Origin of the sequence: Klebsiella sp. 141153 (assembly GCF_032601995.1) — a bacterium.
Taxonomy (GTDB): Bacteria; Pseudomonadota; Gammaproteobacteria; order Enterobacterales; family Enterobacteriaceae; genus Klebsiella; species Klebsiella aerogenes.
This window is the reverse complement of sequence record NZ_JAQIRJ010000004.1, coordinates 48810-69291: the sequence shown is the minus strand read 5'-3', so window position 1 is coordinate 69291 and position 20482 is coordinate 48810. Positions and strand designations below refer to the sequence as shown.

At 55.4% G+C, this 20482-nt stretch carries 19 protein-coding genes; 8 read left to right on the top strand and 11 right to left on the bottom strand.

Annotation, left to right across the window (positions count from 1 at the left end; translation table 11 throughout):
- Positions 1 to 158: 158 nt before the first annotated feature.
- The 11 genes from dgoD to dnaA form a co-directional block, all read right to left on the bottom strand.
- Positions 159 to 1307, bottom strand: a complete 1149-nt coding sequence (gene dgoD / locus PGS10_RS08855; RefSeq protein WP_016946147.1) for a galactonate dehydratase — start codon at positions 1305 to 1307, stop codon at positions 159 to 161.
- Positions 1304 to 1921, bottom strand: a complete 618-nt coding sequence (locus PGS10_RS08850) for a 2-dehydro-3-deoxy-6-phosphogalactonate aldolase (protein ID WP_047078166.1) — start codon at positions 1919 to 1921, stop codon at positions 1304 to 1306. Before PGS10_RS08850 ends, dgoD begins: the two co-directional genes overlap by 4 nt.
- The gene (locus tag PGS10_RS08845) at positions 1905 to 2783 is read right to left on the bottom strand and encodes a 2-dehydro-3-deoxygalactonokinase (RefSeq protein ID WP_316422737.1); all 879 of its coding nucleotides are present in this window, start codon (positions 2781 to 2783) and stop codon (positions 1905 to 1907) included. The genes PGS10_RS08850 and PGS10_RS08845 overlap by 17 nt, the downstream gene beginning before the upstream one ends.
- Complete coding sequence (gene dgoR, locus PGS10_RS08840) at positions 2780 to 3469, bottom strand: D-galactonate utilization transcriptional regulator DgoR (RefSeq protein WP_015369039.1); 690 nt, start codon at positions 3467 to 3469, stop codon at positions 2780 to 2782. The genes PGS10_RS08845 and dgoR overlap by 4 nt, the downstream gene beginning before the upstream one ends.
- A gap of 233 nt (positions 3470 to 3702) precedes the next feature.
- Complete coding sequence (locus PGS10_RS08835; RefSeq protein ID WP_316422736.1) at positions 3703 to 4848, bottom strand: BamA/TamA family outer membrane protein; 1146 nt, start codon at positions 4846 to 4848, stop codon at positions 3703 to 3705.
- Positions 4845 to 5858 (bottom strand): hypothetical protein, encoded by a 1014-nt coding sequence (locus PGS10_RS08830; RefSeq protein ID WP_072251479.1) that lies wholly within the window; start codon positions 5856 to 5858, stop codon positions 4845 to 4847. The genes PGS10_RS08835 and PGS10_RS08830 overlap by 4 nt, the downstream gene beginning before the upstream one ends.
- A gap of 315 nt (positions 5859 to 6173) precedes the next feature.
- On the bottom strand, positions 6174 to 6986 hold the full coding sequence (yidA, locus tag PGS10_RS08825; RefSeq protein WP_032715358.1) for a sugar-phosphatase: 813 nt from the start codon (positions 6984 to 6986) through the stop codon (positions 6174 to 6176).
- Between the two features lie 202 nt (positions 6987 to 7188).
- Positions 7189 to 9603, bottom strand: a complete 2415-nt coding sequence (gyrB, locus tag PGS10_RS08820) for a DNA topoisomerase (ATP-hydrolyzing) subunit B (protein ID WP_032706564.1) — start codon at positions 9601 to 9603, stop codon at positions 7189 to 7191.
- Between the two features lie 28 nt (positions 9604 to 9631).
- Positions 9632 to 10705: a DNA replication/repair protein RecF gene (gene recF, locus PGS10_RS08815; RefSeq protein ID WP_045378107.1), complete on the bottom strand. Its 1074-nt coding sequence runs from the start codon at positions 10703 to 10705 to the stop codon at positions 9632 to 9634.
- 207 nt (positions 10706 to 10912) lie between these two features.
- Entirely contained in the window at positions 10913 to 12013 is a 1101-nt protein-coding gene (dnaN, locus tag PGS10_RS08810; RefSeq protein ID WP_045378110.1) for a DNA polymerase III subunit beta, read from the bottom strand.
- A gap of 4 nt (positions 12014 to 12017) precedes the next feature.
- Positions 12018 to 13418: a chromosomal replication initiator protein DnaA gene (gene dnaA, locus PGS10_RS08805; protein WP_015703901.1), complete on the bottom strand. Its 1401-nt coding sequence runs from the start codon at positions 13416 to 13418 to the stop codon at positions 12018 to 12020.
- Between the two features lie 321 nt (positions 13419 to 13739).
- Between dnaA and PGS10_RS25190 the strand changes: the two genes are divergently transcribed.
- From PGS10_RS25190 to yidZ, 8 genes are all read left to right on the top strand, one after another.
- A complete protein-coding gene (locus PGS10_RS25190; protein ID WP_419773121.1) occupies positions 13740 to 13820 on the top strand; it encodes a hypothetical protein in 81 nt (26 codons plus the stop codon).
- Positions 13821 to 14037: 217 nt separating this feature from the next.
- Positions 14038 to 14178, top strand: coding sequence for a 50S ribosomal protein L34 (gene rpmH, locus PGS10_RS08800; RefSeq protein WP_015369029.1), 141 nt, complete (start codon positions 14038 to 14040; stop codon positions 14176 to 14178).
- Positions 14179 to 14193: 15 nt separating this feature from the next.
- Entirely contained in the window at positions 14194 to 14553 is a 360-nt protein-coding gene (rnpA, locus tag PGS10_RS08795) for a ribonuclease P protein component (RefSeq protein ID WP_015703902.1), read from the top strand.
- On the top strand, positions 14517 to 14774 hold the full coding sequence (yidD, locus tag PGS10_RS08790; protein WP_015703903.1) for a membrane protein insertion efficiency factor YidD: 258 nt from the start codon (positions 14517 to 14519) through the stop codon (positions 14772 to 14774). Before rnpA ends, yidD begins: the two co-directional genes overlap by 37 nt.
- Positions 14775 to 14776: 2 nt before the next feature.
- On the top strand, positions 14777 to 16423 hold the full coding sequence (yidC, locus tag PGS10_RS08785) for a membrane protein insertase YidC (protein WP_047064050.1): 1647 nt from the start codon (positions 14777 to 14779) through the stop codon (positions 16421 to 16423).
- 140 nt (positions 16424 to 16563) lie between these two features.
- Entirely contained in the window at positions 16564 to 17928 is a 1365-nt protein-coding gene (gene mnmE, locus PGS10_RS08780; RefSeq protein WP_042894095.1) for a tRNA uridine-5-carboxymethylaminomethyl(34) synthesis GTPase MnmE, read from the top strand.
- Between the two features lie 196 nt (positions 17929 to 18124).
- Positions 18125 to 19309: an MFS transporter gene (locus PGS10_RS08775; RefSeq protein ID WP_315711975.1), complete on the top strand. Its 1185-nt coding sequence runs from the start codon at positions 18125 to 18127 to the stop codon at positions 19307 to 19309.
- Positions 19278 to 20237 (top strand): HTH-type transcriptional regulator YidZ, encoded by a 960-nt coding sequence (gene yidZ / locus PGS10_RS08770; RefSeq protein WP_271032425.1) that lies wholly within the window; start codon positions 19278 to 19280, stop codon positions 20235 to 20237. Before PGS10_RS08775 ends, yidZ begins: the two co-directional genes overlap by 32 nt.
- The last annotated feature ends 245 nt before the right edge of the window (positions 20238 to 20482 follow it).

The following is a 20482-nucleotide window of genomic DNA, read 5'->3' as shown; positions in this document are numbered from 1 at the left end:
AGGGTGTTTTTGTTTTTTATTTTTTACTTACGAATGCTCTAAATAGTTCACGTCGCAGGAAGGCGGCAAGATTGCAAATCCCCAGGAGCTTACATTAGTAAGTGACTGGGGTGCGCAATCGCAGCCAACGCACCTGTGGCGTGAAATATGAAGAGCATTTACCATTCGGCGACAGAGCCATCCTCATACCGCCACAACGGATTTCGCCAGTCCGGCGCATTTTTACTCAACTCAATCACGCGGGCCTCATCAATTTCTACGCCCAGCCCCGGCTTCATCAGAGGTTTAAAGAAGCCGCCTTCCATATTGAAATCTTCTTTATTTTTCACAAAATCAAGCAGTTCTGCACCTTTGTTGTAGTGGATCCCCATACTCTGCTCCTGGAAGACCGCGTTATGTGAAACGAAATCGACGTGCAGACAAGCGGCCAGCGCGATCGGCCCCAGCGGGCAGTGCGGCGCCAGCCCAACGTCATAGGCTTCCGCCATTCCGGCAATTTTATAGCATTCGGTAATACCGCCTGCGTGCGACAAATCGGGCTGTAAAATAGCCACCCCGCCCGCTTCCAGTACCCGTTTAAATTCAAAGCGCGAGAACATACGTTCGCCGGCGGCAATTGGAATATGCGTTTGCGCCGCCAGCCGTGGATAATATTCCGCCTGCTCGGCTAATACCGGTTCTTCAATAAATAATGGGCGATATGGCTCCAGCTCTTTAATTAATACCTTAGCCATCGGCGCGCTAACGCGGCCATGAAAATCGAGACCAAACTCAATTTCATTGCCAAACGCTTCGCGGATTTGCGCCACGGTATTCACCGCCGCATCAACCGCGCGGGAATTATCGATGAGCCCCATCTCTTCGCAGCCGTTTAATTTAAAGGTGTCGAAACCAATGCCGCGCAGTTTCTTAATCCCGTCAATCACTTCGGCGGGGCGGTCGCCGCCCACCCAGCTGTAGGCTTTAATTTTGTCGCGCACCAGCCCGCCCATCAGTTGCCAGACCGGGGCATTCAGGACCTTACCTTTAATATCCCATAATGCCTGGTCAATACCGGCGATGGCGCTCATCATAATCGGGCCGCCGCGGTAAAAGCCGCCGCGGTACATCACCTGCCACAGGTCATTAATCCGCGCCGGATCCTGGCCAATCAGATAGTCGCCAAATTCATGAACGGCCGCCTCTACCGTGCGGGCGCGCCCTTCAATCACCGGTTCGCCCCAGCCGACAATGCCTTCATCGGTTTCAATTTTCAGGAACATCCAGCGTGGGGGTAAACGGTACGTGGTGATGTTGGTTATTTTCATTTCACTGCCTCTCGATACGCTTTTACGAATGCGGCTGCCTGCTGCGCGGTACGTTCAACCGGCTGGCCGGCGCGATAGAGATCGCTACCCAGCCCTGCCCCCACACAGCCGGCATTAATCCACTGCGCCAGGTTTTCCGGCGTCACGCCGCCGACGGCAAAGACCGGAACCTCCGGCGGTAGCACGGCTTTCAACGCTTTGATGTAATCCGGGCCAAAAGCCGATGACGGGAAAATTTTCAGCGCCTGCGCGCCGGCATCCAAGGCGCTGAAGGCTTCGCTGGCGGTGGCGCAGCCTGGGCACACGGCCATGCCGTAACCCACCGCACGCCGGATCACTTCCGGTTGAATGTTTGGCGTCACAATCAGCCGACAGCCCATGGCCGCCAGCCTGTCGACCTGCTCCGGTTGCAGCACGGTGCCCGCACCGATAAGCGCCTGCTCGCCGTAAGCGTCGACGACCTGCGGAATACTCTTCTCCCACTGCGGCGAGTTCAACGGGATTTCGACCGCGTCGAAACCGGCGTCAATAACGGCGCCAACGTGAGCCAGCGCCTCGTCTGGCGTAATACCGCGCAGGATAGCGATAAGCGGAAGGTTAGTTTGCCACTGCATAAGCGATGCTCCTTATTCCTGTCTGAAATGCCGTATCGCCCGCAACCGCGGTGACTTCGCGGCCAATGGCGGCAAATGCCTGCTGATAGCGGGACGTTAACGATGACCCGGCGACAAGGCTAATAGCCTGCTGCCCGGCGAACGTGTCGCTGAGGGTGGCAACTTCAGCGCCAATCAGCAGGCCGGAAAGAAATTCGCTAACCTGCTCGCGAGGCAGCACGCCCAGCACGTGCGAAGCGCGAACTTCAAACAGCTGCGGCAGGACGGCGGGGTTGTTGATACCGCGCTGCAGACCGGCCGCGAATGCGTCGGTGGACGTCTCCTGCGGCGGTAAGCCGGCGCCCACCAGCGAGTGCTGAAGCAACAGATGATGCAACTCACCGGTCAAAACGGTACGAAAATCGTGAATTTGCAGGCGATCGGCCAGTACCCACTTGCAGTGGGTTCCCGGCATCACGTAGACAGATGAAGGCGCTAAGACGCGTGCGCCCAGCAGTTGCGTTTCTTCTCCACGCATGACGTTATGGTTATCGTCACGGGAAACGCAAAGACCGGGAATTATCCAGATATTGTCGCCAACGGCAGTTAACTGCTGGCCAATGTCCGAGAAAGCGGCAGGAAGCGGCAAATAAGGGGCGATTTTCCAGCCCACGTTGCTGCCAACCATACCTGCCATCACCACCGGTGTGGCGCCATCGCGCCAGTGTTGGGTAATTTCCGCTAACACCGCAGCGGGAGAGCGACCGTTCAGGCGCGTTATGCCTGCTTCAGATTGCCTGCTTTCCAGGCATTCTTCGCCCTGATAAAGCCAGGCGCGTAAATTCGTCGATCCCCAATCTATTGCGATGTAGCGAGCCGTCATGTGATTTCCTTGAGCCTTCGTGTCGAGCTGGCGATCATCGTCAACGCCGCCTGCTCCGCCGCGTCGCTATCCTGATGCCGAATGGCGTCAAATAGCGCTTTATGTTCCTGGAGGGTTTTCGGCATGTTGCCTTCATCGCCCATCCAGGTCCGTTCAAATACCGCCCGCTGCAGCGAACTGATCGCCACGCTAAGCTGCTGCAAAACCGGGTTATGTACTGACTGCAGCACCGCTTCGTGGTAACGAATATCGGCCTCGTTAAAGGCATCCCGGTTTTGGTTGTTGGCGATCATGTCATTGAGCGCCGACTCGATTTCCGCTAGATCGCTTGAGGTGGCGCGTTCCGCCGCCCAGCGTGCAATGGCGGGCTCTACCAGATTACGCACTTCACTCATCGCGCTGATAAGACGCGGGTCATAATCATTTTCCAGTACCCACTGCAGAACCTCAGTATCGAGGTAGTTCCACTGGTTTCTGGGAGCGACAAACGCGCCGCGATAACGCTTCATTTCGATCAGCCGCTTCGCCATTAGCGAGCGAAACACTTCGCGGATGATGTTGCGCGAAGTTTCAAACTCTTCACACAGTTCCGCTTCGGCCGGTAGCGCCGAACCCGGTACGTACTTACCGCTGACAATCTGTTTGCCCAGCGTGATCACGATGCGATCGGTTTTATTGAGAGTCATGGAGAGTCCTTATGCTCTATGTGTACTGCTCTACTTTACCGTCGCTGTCGAATTTCGCCTCACTTTTGTACTACTAGCGTGATGTCAGGCGTCGTCGTCATGAGCTCAATGTAGTACAACATGATTGTGTTGTACTACAATTTAGATCACAAAAAGAACAAACCATAAAAATAAAAATGCCTGTGACCACGACAGATGGCGCCGTCAAAGCAGGAAAGGAGGGTAAATAAGAGTTAGAACGCTTCGCCGACCTGGAAGTAAAAGCCGCTGCTGCCCTTACCGATACCGTAGTCGAGGCGAATATTAACGCGAGGTTTGAATTCAAAGCGGTAGCCGACGCCCGCCGAAGGTAGCCAGCGTCCATCATTCAGTGAATCAATGGATGGCCCCATGGTGCCCGCGCCGACCCAGGCAACAACGCCGTGTCGCCACGTCAACTGACGACGGTATTCAAGCTGAGAGCTGACCACGTTTTTATCGCGGTAGCGCCCCTGGTAATAGCCGCGCATACGTTCATCGCTGCCGAGTAGCGGCATCATGCTCCACGGCACATCGCCCTGGGTGAAGGTGCCATCCGCTTCCCAGGCCAGCACGCTTTTATCGCTCAGGGCCTGATAGCGGCTGTAGTGCAGGCGAAACTCATCAAATCGCGTGTCGCTGCCGAGTCCCGGCGCATAGTGGGTATAGCGAAAATCGGCATACTGGCCCTTGCGTGGGTTGGGGACAAAATCGCGATCGTCCCAGTTGATATCAATACTGGCGCCGGAGCTGAATACCGACGGCCCCTGTGGGGTGTTTTCTATTTTCGGCAGATCGTCATGGTCCATCTCATCGGCATTTTGCGCCGCCAGCGACCACCCCGCTCCCAGATAAACATTATCGATGAGCTGCCGGTAGACCATCGGGCGCAGGGTCAGCACCTGGGCGGTATATTTTTCTTTCTCATTGTCTTTGTCGCCGGCGTGAAAACCTTGTCCCCAGTAGTATGTCGGCGTGTTGGCCATCGAGCCTTCAACAAATACCCGCCACAAATCGTTGTCGAAAAAAGCATAGTTTTTAACGCTGAGGCCAAATGCGCCGGTGGAGCTAACGTAGCCGCTAAGCGTCAGCGTGGAGTTCTGGCTGATGGTGTCACTTGGGTCCGGGCGATACATGCCAACGACCGCCGTACCCAGCCCAAGCCCCAGCTCCGGCGTATAAAATGGCCCCGGCATGACGCCCCAGTCGATGCCTTTGCTGGCGTCAAACTTGTCGCTGGCGCCAAGGCTCTGCAACCAGCCGTCGATTTTTTCGCGGCTGAGCGCCTGCGCCTGCGCCTGCGCCTGCCCAATAACAAGGCATGTTAGCAACAGCAGGATAGGGTTAAACGGTCGGCTCAAAAGCGATACTCGCCGGCGATAAAGAAGCTGTTACGTTCGGCAAAACCAAACTCCGTAGTGATATTAAAGTTCCGGGTCATCTCATACTGCGCGCCCACCAGCACGTTCCACGGCGACTGCAGATGCTGTTTCACATCAAAGCGACCGTTGCCGTTCTTGTTGGCAAGATTGACCATGTTTTGCAGCATCGTCGACGGCATCGACAGATCGTTCAGGCTGCCCTTAAATTCCTGCTGCACATCCTGATACATACTGCCTACCCAGACATTCAGCTTCCCGTTCGGCAGATGCAGCGCATCTACCGACGGCGTATTGAAACGATAGCCCAAACGCGGCGAAAAGGTAAAAGCATCAATGCTGCCGTCGAGAATATCAAAACGCGTCTGCGTATAGTTGGCATCTAATACCGTGAACCAGTTGCCGACGCCGCCCACCAGCGTGGTACCGACGCCGTAGGTAGTGCCTTTAAAATCAAGACGAAAATCAAGATCCTGCATACCTGGCATAGGTACTACTTTACCATTCGGCCCTTTCAGACCGACGGCGATTTGCGAGATAGAATGGCCTTTAGTATGTCCAACCAGGCCATAGACGTTCATAAACGGCAGCAGCCAGGCATCCAGCTTAAGGGTCTCGGTTTTACTGCTTTCCCGCGTATTACCGACGCCAATCTGGAAGGCGTTATCCAGTGAAAAATTACCTAACGATAAGCCGGTAAAATTAATGCTATCGACATTAATATTTTGCCGCATATCCATATAGTTAACGCCGACGCCAAACGGCAGCGGCAGGACGTAGCCGTGTTTTCTGGCTTCATCACCTAAAAAGGGCAATACCGATGTCGATTCCGGCGCCGCGGCCTGACTATTGTCAGGCGCGGGCAGATCCGCCGGTTCGCTATCGTGCCAGGCGTATACGGGTTCAAGTTGGGTTGTTGGTTCTGCGGCCGCGCAGACCTGAAGAGAGGAGAAAGGCAGCGCAACCAACATCAAAAAGTGATTTTTATTCATAGGAAATATGATGTTAGTTATTAACGTATTGTTAAAAGGGGGCGGGTAGCTTATAGAATCCCGGATACTGATTAAGGGATTTAAATGCGGATTAACATCTATTCATGAAAAAAGAGAAGACAGGCCCGGAGAATTCCGGGCCTGAGATTGATGACAAACCTCATGCAACCGTTGCACTTACAGATTGCACCAGACAAAAAACATGGAAAATCAATTTATTGATTTTCGGCTGATAACCACAAAGAAGGAAAAACCACGCTTTTTCCTTCTTTGTCAGCAGTCTGAGGCCCGGAGATTTCCGGGCCCGAAATGCGCTTAGGCTAAAACGTATTTTTCAATGGCGAAGGCAACGCCATCTTCAAGGTTCGATTTGGTGACGAAATTCGCCGCTTCTTTAACGGTCGGGATAGCGTTATCCATCGCCACGCCGACGCCGGCGAATTCAATCATCGCGATATCATTTTCCTGATCGCCAATCGCCATAATTTCTTCCGGCTTGATGCCCAGCGTATCGGCCAGCGACTTCACGCCGGTGCCTTTATTGACGCGTTTATCGAGGATTTCGAGGAAGTACGGCGCACTTTTCAGCACGGTATACTTCTCTTTCACTTCCGCCGGAATACGGGCGATAGCCCGATCGAGAACGGCAGGCTCATCGATCATCATCACTTTCAGCAGCTGAATATTACGGTCCATCTTTTCTGCTTCGCAGAATACCAGCGGAATGGTCGCCACGTAGGATTCATGCACCGTGTAGTAGCTGATATCGCGGTTCGCGGTATAGAGCGTATTACGATCGAGCGCGTGGAAGTGCGAGCCAACTTCGCGAGAGAGTTGCTCAAGGAAGCGATAATCATCGTAGCTTAACGCCGTTTGCGCCACGGTGCTGCCGTCGCTGGCTTTCTGAACCAGCGCGCCGTTATAGGTGATGCAGTAGTCGCCCGGCTGTTCCATGTGCAGCTCTTTCAGGTAGCTATGGACACCAGCGTACGGGCGGCCGGTCGTCAGCACCACGTTAACGCCGCGGGCGCGTGCTGCCGCGATGGCGGTTTTCACCGCCGGAGAAATGGTATGGTCCGGCAGCAACAGCGTGCCGTCCATATCAATTGCAATCAGTTTAATAGCCATGGGATCCCCGGGTAAGATGAGTCTTCACTCATGCTAACGCGATTCCGCTCAAAAAACAGCTCTCGCAGCGGGAGAAAACGAGGATGGATTGCGCAGGCGGATTCCCCTTTTGCCGCAAAAGAAAAACCCGGCAGCGCAACGCGTACCGGGTTTAGCAAAACCGTAGTCCCGGTAGACATCATGTCACCGGGGAAATACAGGCTTAGATATCGATGTTCGCCGCTTTCAGGGCGTTCTCTTCGATAAAGGCGCGACGCGGTTCAACGGCATCGCCCATCAGGGTGGTGAACAGCTGGTCGGCGGCAATCGCATCCTTCACGGTGACGCGAAGCATGCGGCGGCTGTCTGGATCCATGGTGGTTTCCCACAGCTGATCCGGGTTCATCTCGCCCAGACCTTTATAACGCTGGATAGAGAGGCCGCGACGCGACTCTTTCACCAGCCAGTCGAGCGCCTGTTCGAAGCTGGCTACCGGCTGGCGGCGCTCGCCGCGTTCGATAAACGCGTCGTCTTCGATAAGCCCGCGCAGCTTCTCGCCGAGGGTGCAGATGCGGCGGTATTCCGCGCCGGTGATGAACTCGTTATCCAACGGGTAGTCGGTATCGACGCCGTGGGTACGCACGCGCACGATCGGCTCGAACTGCTGCAGTTCGCTGTTTTCACGAATATCAAACTTCCACTGGCTGCCGTGCTGCTCTTTTTCGTTCAGCTCGCTAATCAGCTGGTTAATCCAGCGGGTGACGGTCTGCTCGTTGCTCAGATCGGCTTCGGCCAGCGTCGGCTGATAGATAAGCTCTTTGAGCATCGCTTTCGGGAAACGGCGCTCCATGCGGCCAATCATTTTCTGCGTCGCGTTGTACTCGGCCACCAGTTTTTCCAGCGACTCGCCGGCTAAGGCCGGTGCGCTGGCGTTGGTGTGCAGGGTCGCGCCGTCGAGCGCGATGGAGATCTGGTACTGATCCATCGCTTCGTCGTCTTTAATGTACTGTTCCTGCTTGCCTTTCTTCACTTTGTACAGCGGCGGCTGAGCAATGTAAACGTGACCGCGCTCCACGATTTCCGGCATCTGACGATAGAAGAAGGTCAACAGCAGGGTACGAATGTGCGAGCCGTCGACGTCCGCATCGGTCATGATGATGATGCTGTGATAACGCAGTTTATCCGGGTTGTACTCATCGCGGCCGATACCGCAGCCCAGCGCGGTAATCAGCGTCGCCACTTCCTGAGAAGAGAGCATTTTATCGAAGCGGGCTTTCTCGACGTTAAGGATTTTACCCTTCAGCGGCAGGATAGCCTGGTTCTTACGGTTACGGCCCTGTTTCGCAGAGCCGCCCGCGGAGTCCCCTTCCACGAGGTACAGTTCAGACAGCGCCGGGTCGCGTTCCTGACAATCCGCCAGTTTGCCCGGCAGGCCTGCCAGGTCAAGCGCGCCTTTACGACGGGTCATTTCACGGGCGCGACGCGCGGCTTCACGCGCACGCGCGGCGTCGATAATTTTGCCGACCACGATTTTCGCATCGGACGGGTTTTCCAGCAGGTATTCGCTCAGCAGTTCGTTCATCTGCTGTTCAACTGCCGATTTCACCTCGGAGGAGACCAGCTTGTCTTTGGTCTGTGAGGAGAACTTCGGATCCGGCACCTTCACGGAAACCACGGCAATCAGGCCTTCACGCGCATCGTCGCCGGTGGCGCTGACTTTCGCTTTTTTGCTGTAGCCTTCTTTATCCATGTAGGCGTTCAGGGTACGGGTCATCGCCGCGCGGAAGCCCGCCAGGTGAGTACCGCCGTCGCGCTGCGGAATGTTGTTGGTAAAGCAGTAGATATTTTCCTGGAAACCGTCGTTCCACTGCAGCGCCACTTCAACGCCGATACCGTCTTTTTCGGTGGAGAAATAGAAGATATTCGGGTGGATCGGCGTTTTGTTCTTGTTGAGATACTCAACAAACGCCTTGATGCCGCCTTCGTAGTGGAAATGGTCTTCTTTACCGTCGCGCTTATCACGCAGGCGGATAGAGACCCCGGAGTTCAGGAACGACAGCTCGCGCAGACGTTTCGCCAGGATTTCGTATTCGAATTCAGTGACGTTGGTGAAGGTTTCCAGGCTTGGCCAGAAACGCACCATGGTACCGGTGCTTTCGGTTTCGCCGGTTACCGCCAGCGGCGCCTGCGGCACGCCGTGCTCATAAATTTGTTTGTGGACTTTGTTATCGCGTTGGATAACCAGCTCCAGCTTCTGCGACAGGGCGTTAACCACCGAGACGCCTACGCCGTGCAGACCGCCGGACACTTTATAGGAGTTATCATCGAATTTACCGCCGGCGTGCAGGACGGTCATGATAACTTCCGCCGCGGAGACGCCCTCTTCCGGGTGAATGCCGGTTGGGATGCCGCGACCGTCATCCTGTACGGAGACGGAGTTATCGCTGTGGATAGTAACAACGATGTCTTTACAGTAACCTGCGAGCGCTTCGTCGATAGCGTTATCCACAACCTCGAATACCATGTGGTGCAGACCGGTGCCGTCATCCGTGTCGCCGATATACATACCCGGGCGCTTACGCACCGCATCCAGCCCTTTCAGGACTTTGATACTGGAGGAGTCATAAGAATTCGACATCAACGTTTCTCGCTCATTTAATCTTGGGTTAATCCGTTATTTTACCCTTTTCCACGGTGAACATCTTCGAATTTTTGTCCGACATGTCCATTACGTGTTCAGCGCTGATTGCGCTGACGAAAACCTGCGATTGCGTGGCTTTTAAGCGGCTGGCAAGCAGCCCGCGCCGGGCATCGTCAAGCTCCGAGGCAAAATCATCTATCAGGTACAGGCAGCGCCGCCCGCTTTCGCGGGTCAGGAACTCGCCCTGCGCCAGTCGTAGGGCGCACATCAGCAGCTTAAGCTGCCCGCGCGACAAGGTATCTTCCACCGGCGCCCCATCGGCGCGAATGCGAAAATCCGCTTTATGCGGACCGTGGGCGGTGTAGGTTAACATTCTGTCGCGTTCGAAATTCCGCTCCAGCACCTCGGCGTAGTCCGTTTCTTTTTCCCAGCCGCGCTGGAAAGAGAAGGTGAGGGTGAATTCCGGTAAAAATTGCTGACAGGTATCCGCCATGTCTTCGACAATAGCGGCGCTGTATTCGGCACGCCAGCGGCTGATTTGTTCCGCCAACGGGATTAATTCCAGGTCCCACGGCCGCAGTTGCGCATATCGGCTCACCTGGCGCAGCGCGGCGTTGCGCTGTTTCAGCAGGCGCTTCAGGTTGCTCCAGGCGGTGAAGAATCCGGCTTCGTTATGAAAGCATCCCCAATCAATGAACGCTCTTCTGTATTTGGGGCCGCCGTTGAGTAAAGTAAACCCCTCCGGCGTGATCAGCTGCATCGGCATCAGGTGCGCCAGTTCCGCCACCTTGTGGCCATCGGTGCCGTCGATACGCACCTTGCTGTCGCCCTGCTTGTCTTTGGTCAGGCCAATGGCGGTTTCCCGCTCTTCGCCCTGTAAACGCCCGTGCAGGACAAACGAATCCTGCTCGTGGCGAATCACCCGGCCAATTTGCAAACTACGAAACGCCCGACCGTGGCCGAGCGTATAGATAGCTTCCAGTACGCTGGTTTTGCCGCTGCCGTTTGCGCCAACCAGGAAGTTAAAGCTGGGGGATAAAGCGAGATCCGCATTTTCAATATTGCGGAAATCTTTGATCAGGAGTCGGGATAGCGACATATCAACTCGTCATCATTCAAGGGGCGTGGGTGTCGCAGCCAGTTCGTCTACCGCCAGCGCGCAGAAAGCGGAGCGTACACGAAGTACGCGAGCATTTGCTCGCTCCGCTCGTCCTTCGGACCGTCTTACAGACGTCCAAAACGCATAGCGTTTTGTCGAGCACTGCCGGAAGGCGAAATGGCAAGTAAACCAGCCCCTTTGCAGATTCTACAATCTCATAGGCATAACAACATAGGCGGCGGATTGTGAAGCCGCATCCTCAATCTGCACGCTCGATACGGAATCCGTCAGCAGAATGCGCACATTCTCGCATTTCAGCGCATTGAGCACATCCAGCACATAGCTAACGTTGAAGCCAATCTCCATCTCCGTTCCGGCGTAGGTCACGTCAAGGATCTCTTCCGCCTCTTCCTGTTCCGGGTTGTTAGCGGTGATTTTCAGCTGGTTCTCGCTGACGTACAGCCGCACGCCGCGGAATTTCTCGTTCGAGAGGATTGCCGCGCGGGCGAAAGCCTGCTTGAGAATGTCGCAGCCGGCATCAAGGTGTTTATCCGGGTTTTTCGGCAATACGCGGCGATAGTCCGGGAAACGGCCATCAACCAGCTTCGAGGTGAAGATAAAATCGCCGACGTGAGCGCGGATATTGTTGCTGCCGATCTGCACGCGCAGCGGCGTATCGCCGCCGTCAAGCATACGCATCAGCTCAATCACCCCTTTACGCGGGACGATCACCGAATGGTTCGGCAGCGACTCTTCCAGCGGCATTGAACAAACCGCCAGACGGTGGCCGTCGGTGGCGACGGTGCGCAGTTCGCTACCTTCGGTTTCAAACAGCATGCCGTTTAAGTAGTAACGAACGTCCTGGTGCGCCATCGAAAACTGGGTGGCTTCAATCAGGCGCTTCATCGTCGCCTGCGGCAGGGTAAATTCCACTTCGCTCTGCCAGTCGTCGAGATTCGGGAAATCGGCGGCAGGCAGGGTCGACAGCGAGAAGCGGCTGCGGCCTGAGCGCACCAGCATACGGTCGCCCTCAAGCTGCACGGCGATCTCCGCGCCTTCTGGCAGGCCGCGGCAGATATCAAAGAATTTACGCGCCGGAACGGTGGTGGCGCCCGCTTCGTGCGGCTGAATCAGCGACACGCGCGCGACCATTTCCATTTCCAGATCGGTACCGGTTAGCGACAGCGTGCCGTCCGCGACCTGAAGCAGCAGGTTACCGAGAATCGGCAGCGTCGGACGACCACCTAACGGACCGCTCACCTGTTGCAGCGGTTTTAATAAATGTTCACGTTCTACGGTAAATTTCATAGCGTCACGAGGATAATGTTCTGATTAAATTGGAAAAATCTTCTTTAATGTCGTGGCTTTCTTCACGCAACTGCTCAATCTTACGGCAGGCGTGCAGCACGGTGGTATGGTCGCGGCCGCCAAACGCATCGCCGATTTCCGGCAGGCTGTGGTTGGTCAGCTCTTTGGCCAGCGCCATCGCCATCTGGCGTGGGCGCGCCACCGAACGGGAGCGGCGTTTGGACAGCAGGTCCGCTACCTTAATCTTGTAATACTCCGCCACCGTCTTTTGAATATTGTCGATGGTGACTAATTTTTCCTGCAGCGCCAGTAAATCGCGCAGCGCTTCGCGCACGAAATCAATGGTGATAGCCCGGCCGGTAAAGTTGGCGTTAGCAATGACGCGGTTCAGCGCCCCTTCCAGCTCACGCACATTCGAACGCAGACGCTTGGCGATAAAGAATGCGACTTCGCCCGGCAGGCGGATGTCGTTCTCATCGGCTTTTTTCATCAGGATCGCAACGCGGGTTTCCAGCTCAGGCGGCTCGATCGCCACCGTCAGGCCCCAGCCAAAGCGCGATTTCAGACGATCCTCAACGCCGTTGATCTCTTTTGGATAACGATCCGAAGTGAGGATGATCTGCTGATTACCTTCCAGCAGGGCATTAAAGGTGTGGAAGAACTCTTCCTGCGAACGCTCTTTATTGGCGAAGAACTGAATATCATCGATCAGCAGGGCGTCAACGGAGCGGTAATAGCGTTTAAATTCTTCGATGGCGTTGTTCTGCAGGGCTTTTACCATGTCCTGCACGAAACGCTCGGAGTGCATATAGACCACTTTAGCATTTGGCTTACGCGCCACAATGCCGTTGCCGACGGCGTGCAACAGGTGGGTTTTACCCAGACCGGTGCCGCCATACAGGAACAGCGGGTTATACGCGCCGCCAGGGTTATCGGCCACCTGACGCGCCGCCGCGCGTGCCAGCTGGTTAGATTTACCTTCGACGAAGTTATCAAACGTATGCTTGACGTTGACGTTGGAACGGTAGGTGGGCTCTGCCGGCGCCGGAACGTTATCCCAGCCCTGACGGGCGACAGCCGGCGCGACGCGCGCGGTTTGCACCTGAGCGGCCGGGATCGCCGTGGCGACGTTGGCCGTACCCTGGTGGGACGGCGCCGCAGGCTTCGCGCCCACTTCAAAGCGCAGCTGTGGGGCGTCCGCACCACAAAAGTCATTGAGGAGCCCATTGATATTATTAAGGTATTTGTCCCTTACCCAATCGAGCACAAAACGGTTTGGCGCATACAGTGCCAGCGTGTTATCGCTCAGTTCCGCCTGCAATGGGCGGATCCACATGCTGAATTCTGTGGCTGGTAACTCATCCTGCAATCGGGCAAGACACTGCTGCCAAAGCGAAAGTGACACGGCGGACTCCACTCGAACATAAAATCGATATAAAAGAAAAACTGAAACAATCGTGATTGTTGGCACACGTCGCAAGACCCTGCATAAGCCGAAAAAGCCCCTGCGCAAAAGGGGTGACGTGCGAACCGCTATTTGCGGTTTTACCCGGGACGGATCCGTGGATCGCGATCGGGACCGGGGATCATAGCCTAAACTGAGAAAGAGATCTTGTGTTTCTCAACAGATTCTTCCCGATTTATCCACAGGAGGATCGAAACCGGGTAAGTGTAATCGATCCTGGCGAGAGTGCGGCACGATTTCGCCCGCATATTGGAAAAATTAATGAGCTATGCCGGTTTTGAACAGAATCGATCTAACAAAGATCCTTTACGATCCTTGCGCTTTACCCGCCAGGCCGTATAATCCCCCACCCGGCGCGTAACGCCCGTTTTCGCAACTCGTCTCAGCTTATTTTTTGTGCGGCAAGGTGCGAGAAATAAGGAAAGAGAATTGACTCCGGAGTGTACAATTATTACAATCCGGCCTCTTTAATCACCCACGCTGAGGCGTAAGTCGTTCGAAGTTCGTTCGGGTCTACGCAAAAGTCAGTGAATTTATTCAAGTTTAGGTAGAAATCGCCATGAAACGCACTTTTCAACCGTCTGTACTGAAGCGCAACCGTTCTCACGGCTTCCGTGCTCGTATGGCTAATAAAAATGGTCGTCAGGTTCTGGCACGTCGTCGTGCTAAAGGCCGCGCTCGTCTGACCGTTTCCAAGTAATAAAGCTAACCCTGCGTGGTTAAGCTAGCATTTCCCAGGGAGTTACGTTTGTTAACTCCCAGTCATTTCACTTTCGTCTTCCAGCAGCCACAACGGGCTGGCACGCCGCAAATCACCATCCTCGGCCGCCTGAATTCGCTGGGGCATCCCCGCATCGGTCTTACCGTCGCCAAGAAAAACGTTAAGCGCGCGCATGAACGCAATCGGATTAAACGTCTGACGCGTGAAAGCTTCCGTTTACGTCAACATGAACTCCCGCCAATGGATTTCGTGGTGGTGGCAAAGAAAGGGGTTGCCGACCTCGATAACCGTGCTCTCTCGGAAGCGTTGGAAAAATTATGGCGCCGCCATTGTCGCCTGGCTCGCGGGTCCTGATAGGCCTTATCAGGGTCTATCAGCGCCTGATTAGTCCGCTACTCGGGCCGCACTGTCGTTTCACGCCAACCTGTTCTCAATACGGAATTGAGGCATTGCGCAGGTTTGGAGTGATAAAAGGCAGTTGGTTGACGGTGAAACGCGTATTAAAATGCCACCCTTTACACCCTGGTGGTGACGACCCCGTCCCGCCTGGACCATTTGATACCAGAGAACACTAACGATGGATTCGCAACGCAATCTTCTTATCATCGCTTTGTTGTTCGTGTCTTTCATGATCTGGCAAGCCTGGGAGCAGGACAAAAATCCGCAAACCCAGCAGCAGACCACGCAGACTACGACCACAGCAGCGGGTAGCGCCGCAGACCAGGGCGTACCGGCCAGTGGCCAGGGGAAACTGATTACGGTTAAAACTGATGTGCTTGATCTGACCATCAACACCAGCGGTGGTGATGTTGAGCAAGCGCTGCTTCCGGCTTACCCGAAAGCGCTGAAATCTACTGAACCGTTCCAGTTACTGGAAACCACGCCACAGTTTATCTATCAGGCACAGAGCGGCTTAACCGGTCGTGACGGCCCGGATAACCCGGCTAACGGCCCGCGTCCGCTGTATAACGCTGATAAAGATGCGTATGTACTGGCTGACGGCCAGAACGAAATCGTTATTCCGCTGACTTACACCGACAAAGCGGGCAACGTCTTCACCAAAACTTTCACCCTGAAACGCGGTGATTATGCGGTGAACGTTGGCTACAACGTGAAAAACGTCGGCGAAAAACCGCTGGAGATCTCCTCCTTCGGTCAGCTGAAGCAAACGGCAGCGCTGCCATCAAGCCGCGATACGCAAACCGGCGGTCTGTCTACCATGCACACCTTCCGTGGCGCGGCGTACTCCACTGCTGATTCGAAATACGAAAAATATAAATTCGATACTATCGTCGACAACGAAAACCTGAACGTCAGCACCAAAGACGGTTGGGTGGCGATGTTGCAGCAGTACTTCACCACCGCGTGGGTTCCGCATAACAGCGGCACCAACAACTTCTATACCGCTAACCTCGGTAATGGCGTTGTCGCTATCGGCTATAAATCACAGCCGGTACTGGTGCAGCCTGGTCAAACCGACAAGCTGGAAAGCGTGCTGTGGGTCGGCCCGGCTCTGCAGGATAAAATGGCTGCCGTCGCGCCGCACCTGGATCTGACCGTCGACTACGGCTGGCTGTGGTTCATCTCCCAACCGCTGTTTAAGCTGCTGAAATTCATCCACGGCTTCCTCGGCAACTGGGGCTTCTCGATTATCGTCATCACCTTTATCGTTCGTGGCATCATGTACCCGCTGACTAAAGCGCAGTACACCTCCATGGCGAAGATGCGTATGCTGCAGCCGAAGATTCAGGCAATGCGCGAGCGTCTGGGCGACGATAAACAACGTCAAAGCCAGGAAATGATGGCGCTGTATAAAGCAGAAAAAGTTAACCCGCTGGGTGGCTGCTTCCCGCTGATTATTCAGATGCCTATCTTCCTTGCGCTGTACTACATGCTGAGCGCCTCGGTTGAACTGCGTCATGCGCCGTTTATCCTGTGGATCCACGACCTGTCCGCGCAAGACCCGTACTACATCCTGCCGATCATCATGGGCGCGACCATGTTCTTCATCCAGAAGATGTCGCCGACCACCGTGACCGACCCGATGCAGCAGAAGATCATGACCTTTATGCCGGTCATCTTCACGGTGTTCTTCCTGTGGTTCCCGTCTGGTCTGGTGGTGTACTACATCGTCAGCAACCTGGTAACCATTATTCAGCAGCAGCTGATTTACCGTGGTCTGGAGAAGCGTGGCCTACATAGCCGCGAGAAGAAAAAATCCTGATTCGGTGTAGGCCGGATAAGGCGAAGCCGCCATCCGGCAATGCGCGCCGGGTTGCCTGATGGCGCTAACGCTTATCAGGCCTACAATCAAAAGGCGGTCGAATGACCGCCTTTTTTTATTGCGATTTGAAGAGACATATCATGAGCCATAACGACACTATCGTCGCCCAGGCAACCCCACCGGGACGCGGGGGTGTGGGCATCCTGCGTATCTCCGGCCTTAAGGCGCGCGACGTCGCGCAGGCGGTACTCGGCAAGCTGCCGAAGCCGCGCTATGCCGACTATCTGCCGTTCAAAGACGCCGACGGTACGCCGCTGGATCAGGGGATTGCGCTGTGGTTCCCGGGACCCAATTCCTTTACCGGCGAAGATGTCCTAGAACTGCAGGGCCACGGCGGCCCGGTCATTCTGGATCTGCTGCTCAAACGTATTCTGACGTTGCCCGGCGTTCGCATCGCCAATCCGGGCGAGTTTTCCGAGCGCGCGTTCCTCAACGACAAGCTCGACCTGGCGCAGGCAGAGGCCATCGCCGACCTTATCGACGCCAGCTCAGAGCAGGCGGCCCGTTCGGCGTTGAACTCCTTGCAAGGGGCCTTCTCCGCGCGTGTGAACCATCTTGTGGAAGCGCTCACTCACCTGCGCATCTACGTGGAAGCGGCGATTGATTTCCCGGATGAAGAAATTGATTTCCTCTCCGACGGTAAAATTGAAGCCCAACTGAACGACGTGATCGCCGATCTCGATGCCGTACGCGCCGAAGCCCGTCAGGGCAGCCTGTTGCGCGAAGGGATGAAAGTGGTGATCGCTGGACGGCCTAACGCCGGTAAATCCAGCCTGCTAAACGCCCTGGCCGGCCGTGAAGCGGCGATCGTCACCGATATCGCCGGCACCACCCGCGACGTGCTGCGCGAGCATATTCATATCGACGGTATGCCGCTGCATATCATCGATACCGCAGGCCTGCGTGACGCCAGCGATGAAGTGGAGCGCATCGGTATTGAACGCGCCTGGCAGGAAATTGAACAGGCGGATCGGGTGCTGTTTATGGTCGACGGCACCACCACCAGCGCCGTTGACCCGGCGGAGATCTGGCCGGACTTTATCGAGCGCCTGCCCGCTAAACTGCCGATTACCGTGGTGCGTAATAAAGCCGACGTCACCGGCGAAGCGCTGGGGCTCAGCGAAGTAAATGGCCACTCACTAATCCGCCTGTCGGCGCGTACCGGTGAAGGGGTCGAGGTGCTGCGCAACCACCTTAAGCAGAGCATGGGCTTCGATACCAACATGGAAGGCGGCTTCCTCGCCCGTCGTCGCCACCTGCAGGCGCTGGAAACGGCAGCGAACCATCTGCAGCAGGGCAAAGCCCAACTGCTGGGCGCCTGGGCCGGGGAACTGCTGGCGGAAGAGCTGCGTCTGTCGCAACAGGCATTAAGCGAAATCACAGGCGAATTTACCTCTGACGACCTGCTGGGCCGCATCTTCTCCAGTTTCTGCATCGGTAAGTAAGCGTTACTGGTAAGCATCTACTAACCCGCCATAACATTCTGTTATGGCGGGTTTTTTATTTAATGTCCCTAATCACATCAACTCTGTGAAGCAATCACCTGTTTTTCCTTTCAGGAAAAGAGTGTTGTCCAAATGGCAACTCGTACTCCCTGGCCCTAGCCACTATGCTGTACGCCATTCTTATTGCGAGGGTCCTATGGCACGCTTTCTTATCTGCAGTTTCGCTTTGGTACTGCTCTATCCATCCGGCATTGATATGTATCTGGTCGGCCTACCGCGCATCGCTCAGGATCTTGGCGCCAGCGAGGCGCAGCTGCATATCGCCTTCTCGGTCTATTTAGCCGGTATGGCTACCGCGATGCTTTTTGCCGGGCGCGCGGCGGATAAATCCGGGCGTAAACCGGTCGCGATTTTTGGCGCCATCACCTTCATACTGGCCTCGCTACTGTGCTCGCAGGCGCATAACAGCACGCATTTCCTGATCGGCCGCTTTATCCAGGGGATCGGCGCGGGAAGCTGCTACGTCGTCGCTTTTGCCGTTCTGCGCGATACGCTGGACGAGCGCCGCCGCGCCAAGGTACTGTCGCTGCTTAATGGCATTACCTGCATCATTCCCGTTCTCGCGCCGGTACTTGGCCATCTGATCATGTTGAAATATCCGTGGCAGAGCCTGTTCTACACCATGACAGGCATGGGGGTGATGGTAGGGTTATTGTCGGTGGTTATGCTGCGCGAGACGCGCCCGACAACGCATCCGCAGGCAGGCGCACAGCATAATGCCACTGCTGAATCGCTGCTAAACCGGTTTTTCCTCAGCCGCATAGTCATTACGACTCTTAGCGTCACCGCAATTCTGACCTACGTGAACGTCTCTCCGGTGCTGATGATGGAAGAGATGGGTTTCGACCGCGGAACTTATTCAATAGCGATGGCGATGATGGCGATGGTCAGCATGGCCGTGTCGTTCTCCACGCCGTTCGCCCTGACGCTGTTTAAACCACGCACCCTGATGCTGACCTCGCAGACGTTGTTCCTTGTCGCTGGCGTGGTATTGAGCCTCGCCGTCAGCCAGCCCCTCACCATGCTGGGATTAGGCATGATCTGCGCGGGTTTCTCGGTCGGCTTTGGCGTCGCGATGAGCCAGGCGCTAGGGCCTTTCACGCTGCGCGCGGGCGTCGCCAGTTCCGCTCTCGGTATCGCTCAGGTCTGTGGTTCTTCGCTGTGGATTTGGCTGGCGGCTATCATCGGGCTGAGCGCCATGAATATGCTGATCGGGATACTCATTGCCTGTAGCATAGTCAGTATTGTTCTGATACTGGTCGTCTCGCCGGCGCGCGCGACGCAAGATAATGAAGAAATCCCTGTCGAGTCTCGATCTTAATCTCCTGCTGTGCCTGCAGCTTCTGACCCAGGAGCGCAGCGTCACCCGCACGGCGAAACGGATGAACGTTTCGCCGTCGGCGGTGAGTAAATCATTGGCCAAGCTACGCGCCTGGTTTGACGATCCGCTATTTGTTAAAACCCCACTAGGGCTGGCGCCAACGCCGTTAATGAGCAGCATGGAGCAGGATCTCGCCGACTGGATGCAGATGGGCAATCAGATCCTCGATAAACCGCATCACACCATGCCAAGCGGCCTGAAGTTTGAGCTAGCGGCAGAATCGCCGCTGCTGATGATCCTGTTCAACACCCTCTCCCAGCAAATTTATCAACGTTATCCACAGGCGCTGATCCGCTTACGCAACTGGGATTACGACTCGCTGGATGCGATCATTCGCGGCGAGGTCGATATCGGTTTTTGCGGCCGGGAAACCCATCCCCGTTCGCGCGAACAGCTGAGCCTGCTGCCGTGGTATATCGATTTTGATATCCTGTTTAGCGACCTGCCGCAGGTGTGGCTGCGCGCCGATCATCCGGCGCTTAATGAAGAGTGGAATCTGGAAACATTCCTGCGCTATCCGCACATCAACATCTGCTGGGAACAGAGCGATACCTGGGCGCTGGATGATGTGTTACATGATCTGGGCTACAAGCGCACCGTCGCGCTAACCTTACCCGGCTTTGAACAGTCATTGTTTATGGCGGCGCAGCCGAATCACACCATGATAGCCACCGCGCCGCGCTATTGTCAGCACTATAATCAGCAACACCATCTGCCGCTGGTATCGCGCCCGCTGCCGCTGGAGCCGCAGCTACTGGAAAAAATGCGCGTGCCGTTCACCCTGCTGTGGCATAAGCGTAATAGCTATAATCCAAAGATCGTATGGCTCAGAGAGACCCTTAAACAGCTCTATTCCAATACGCTGTAGGGAATTTGCCCATCATCCTCACGTTGTTGCGCAAGAAATTGTAAAAGTCAGACATTATCCCTTCTCAAGGAAGAATTTCCGCATTAAAACCTGCTCATTGTGAGCGATAATATCATTCACAATTTTTATCTCTGACCATTAATCACGGAGCGACGAATGGCAACGCATTTTGCAAGAGGGATACTCAACACCAGGGAGCCGCTATCGACGCGTTTGTCGGCGGCATGTCATCAATCCGCACGTAA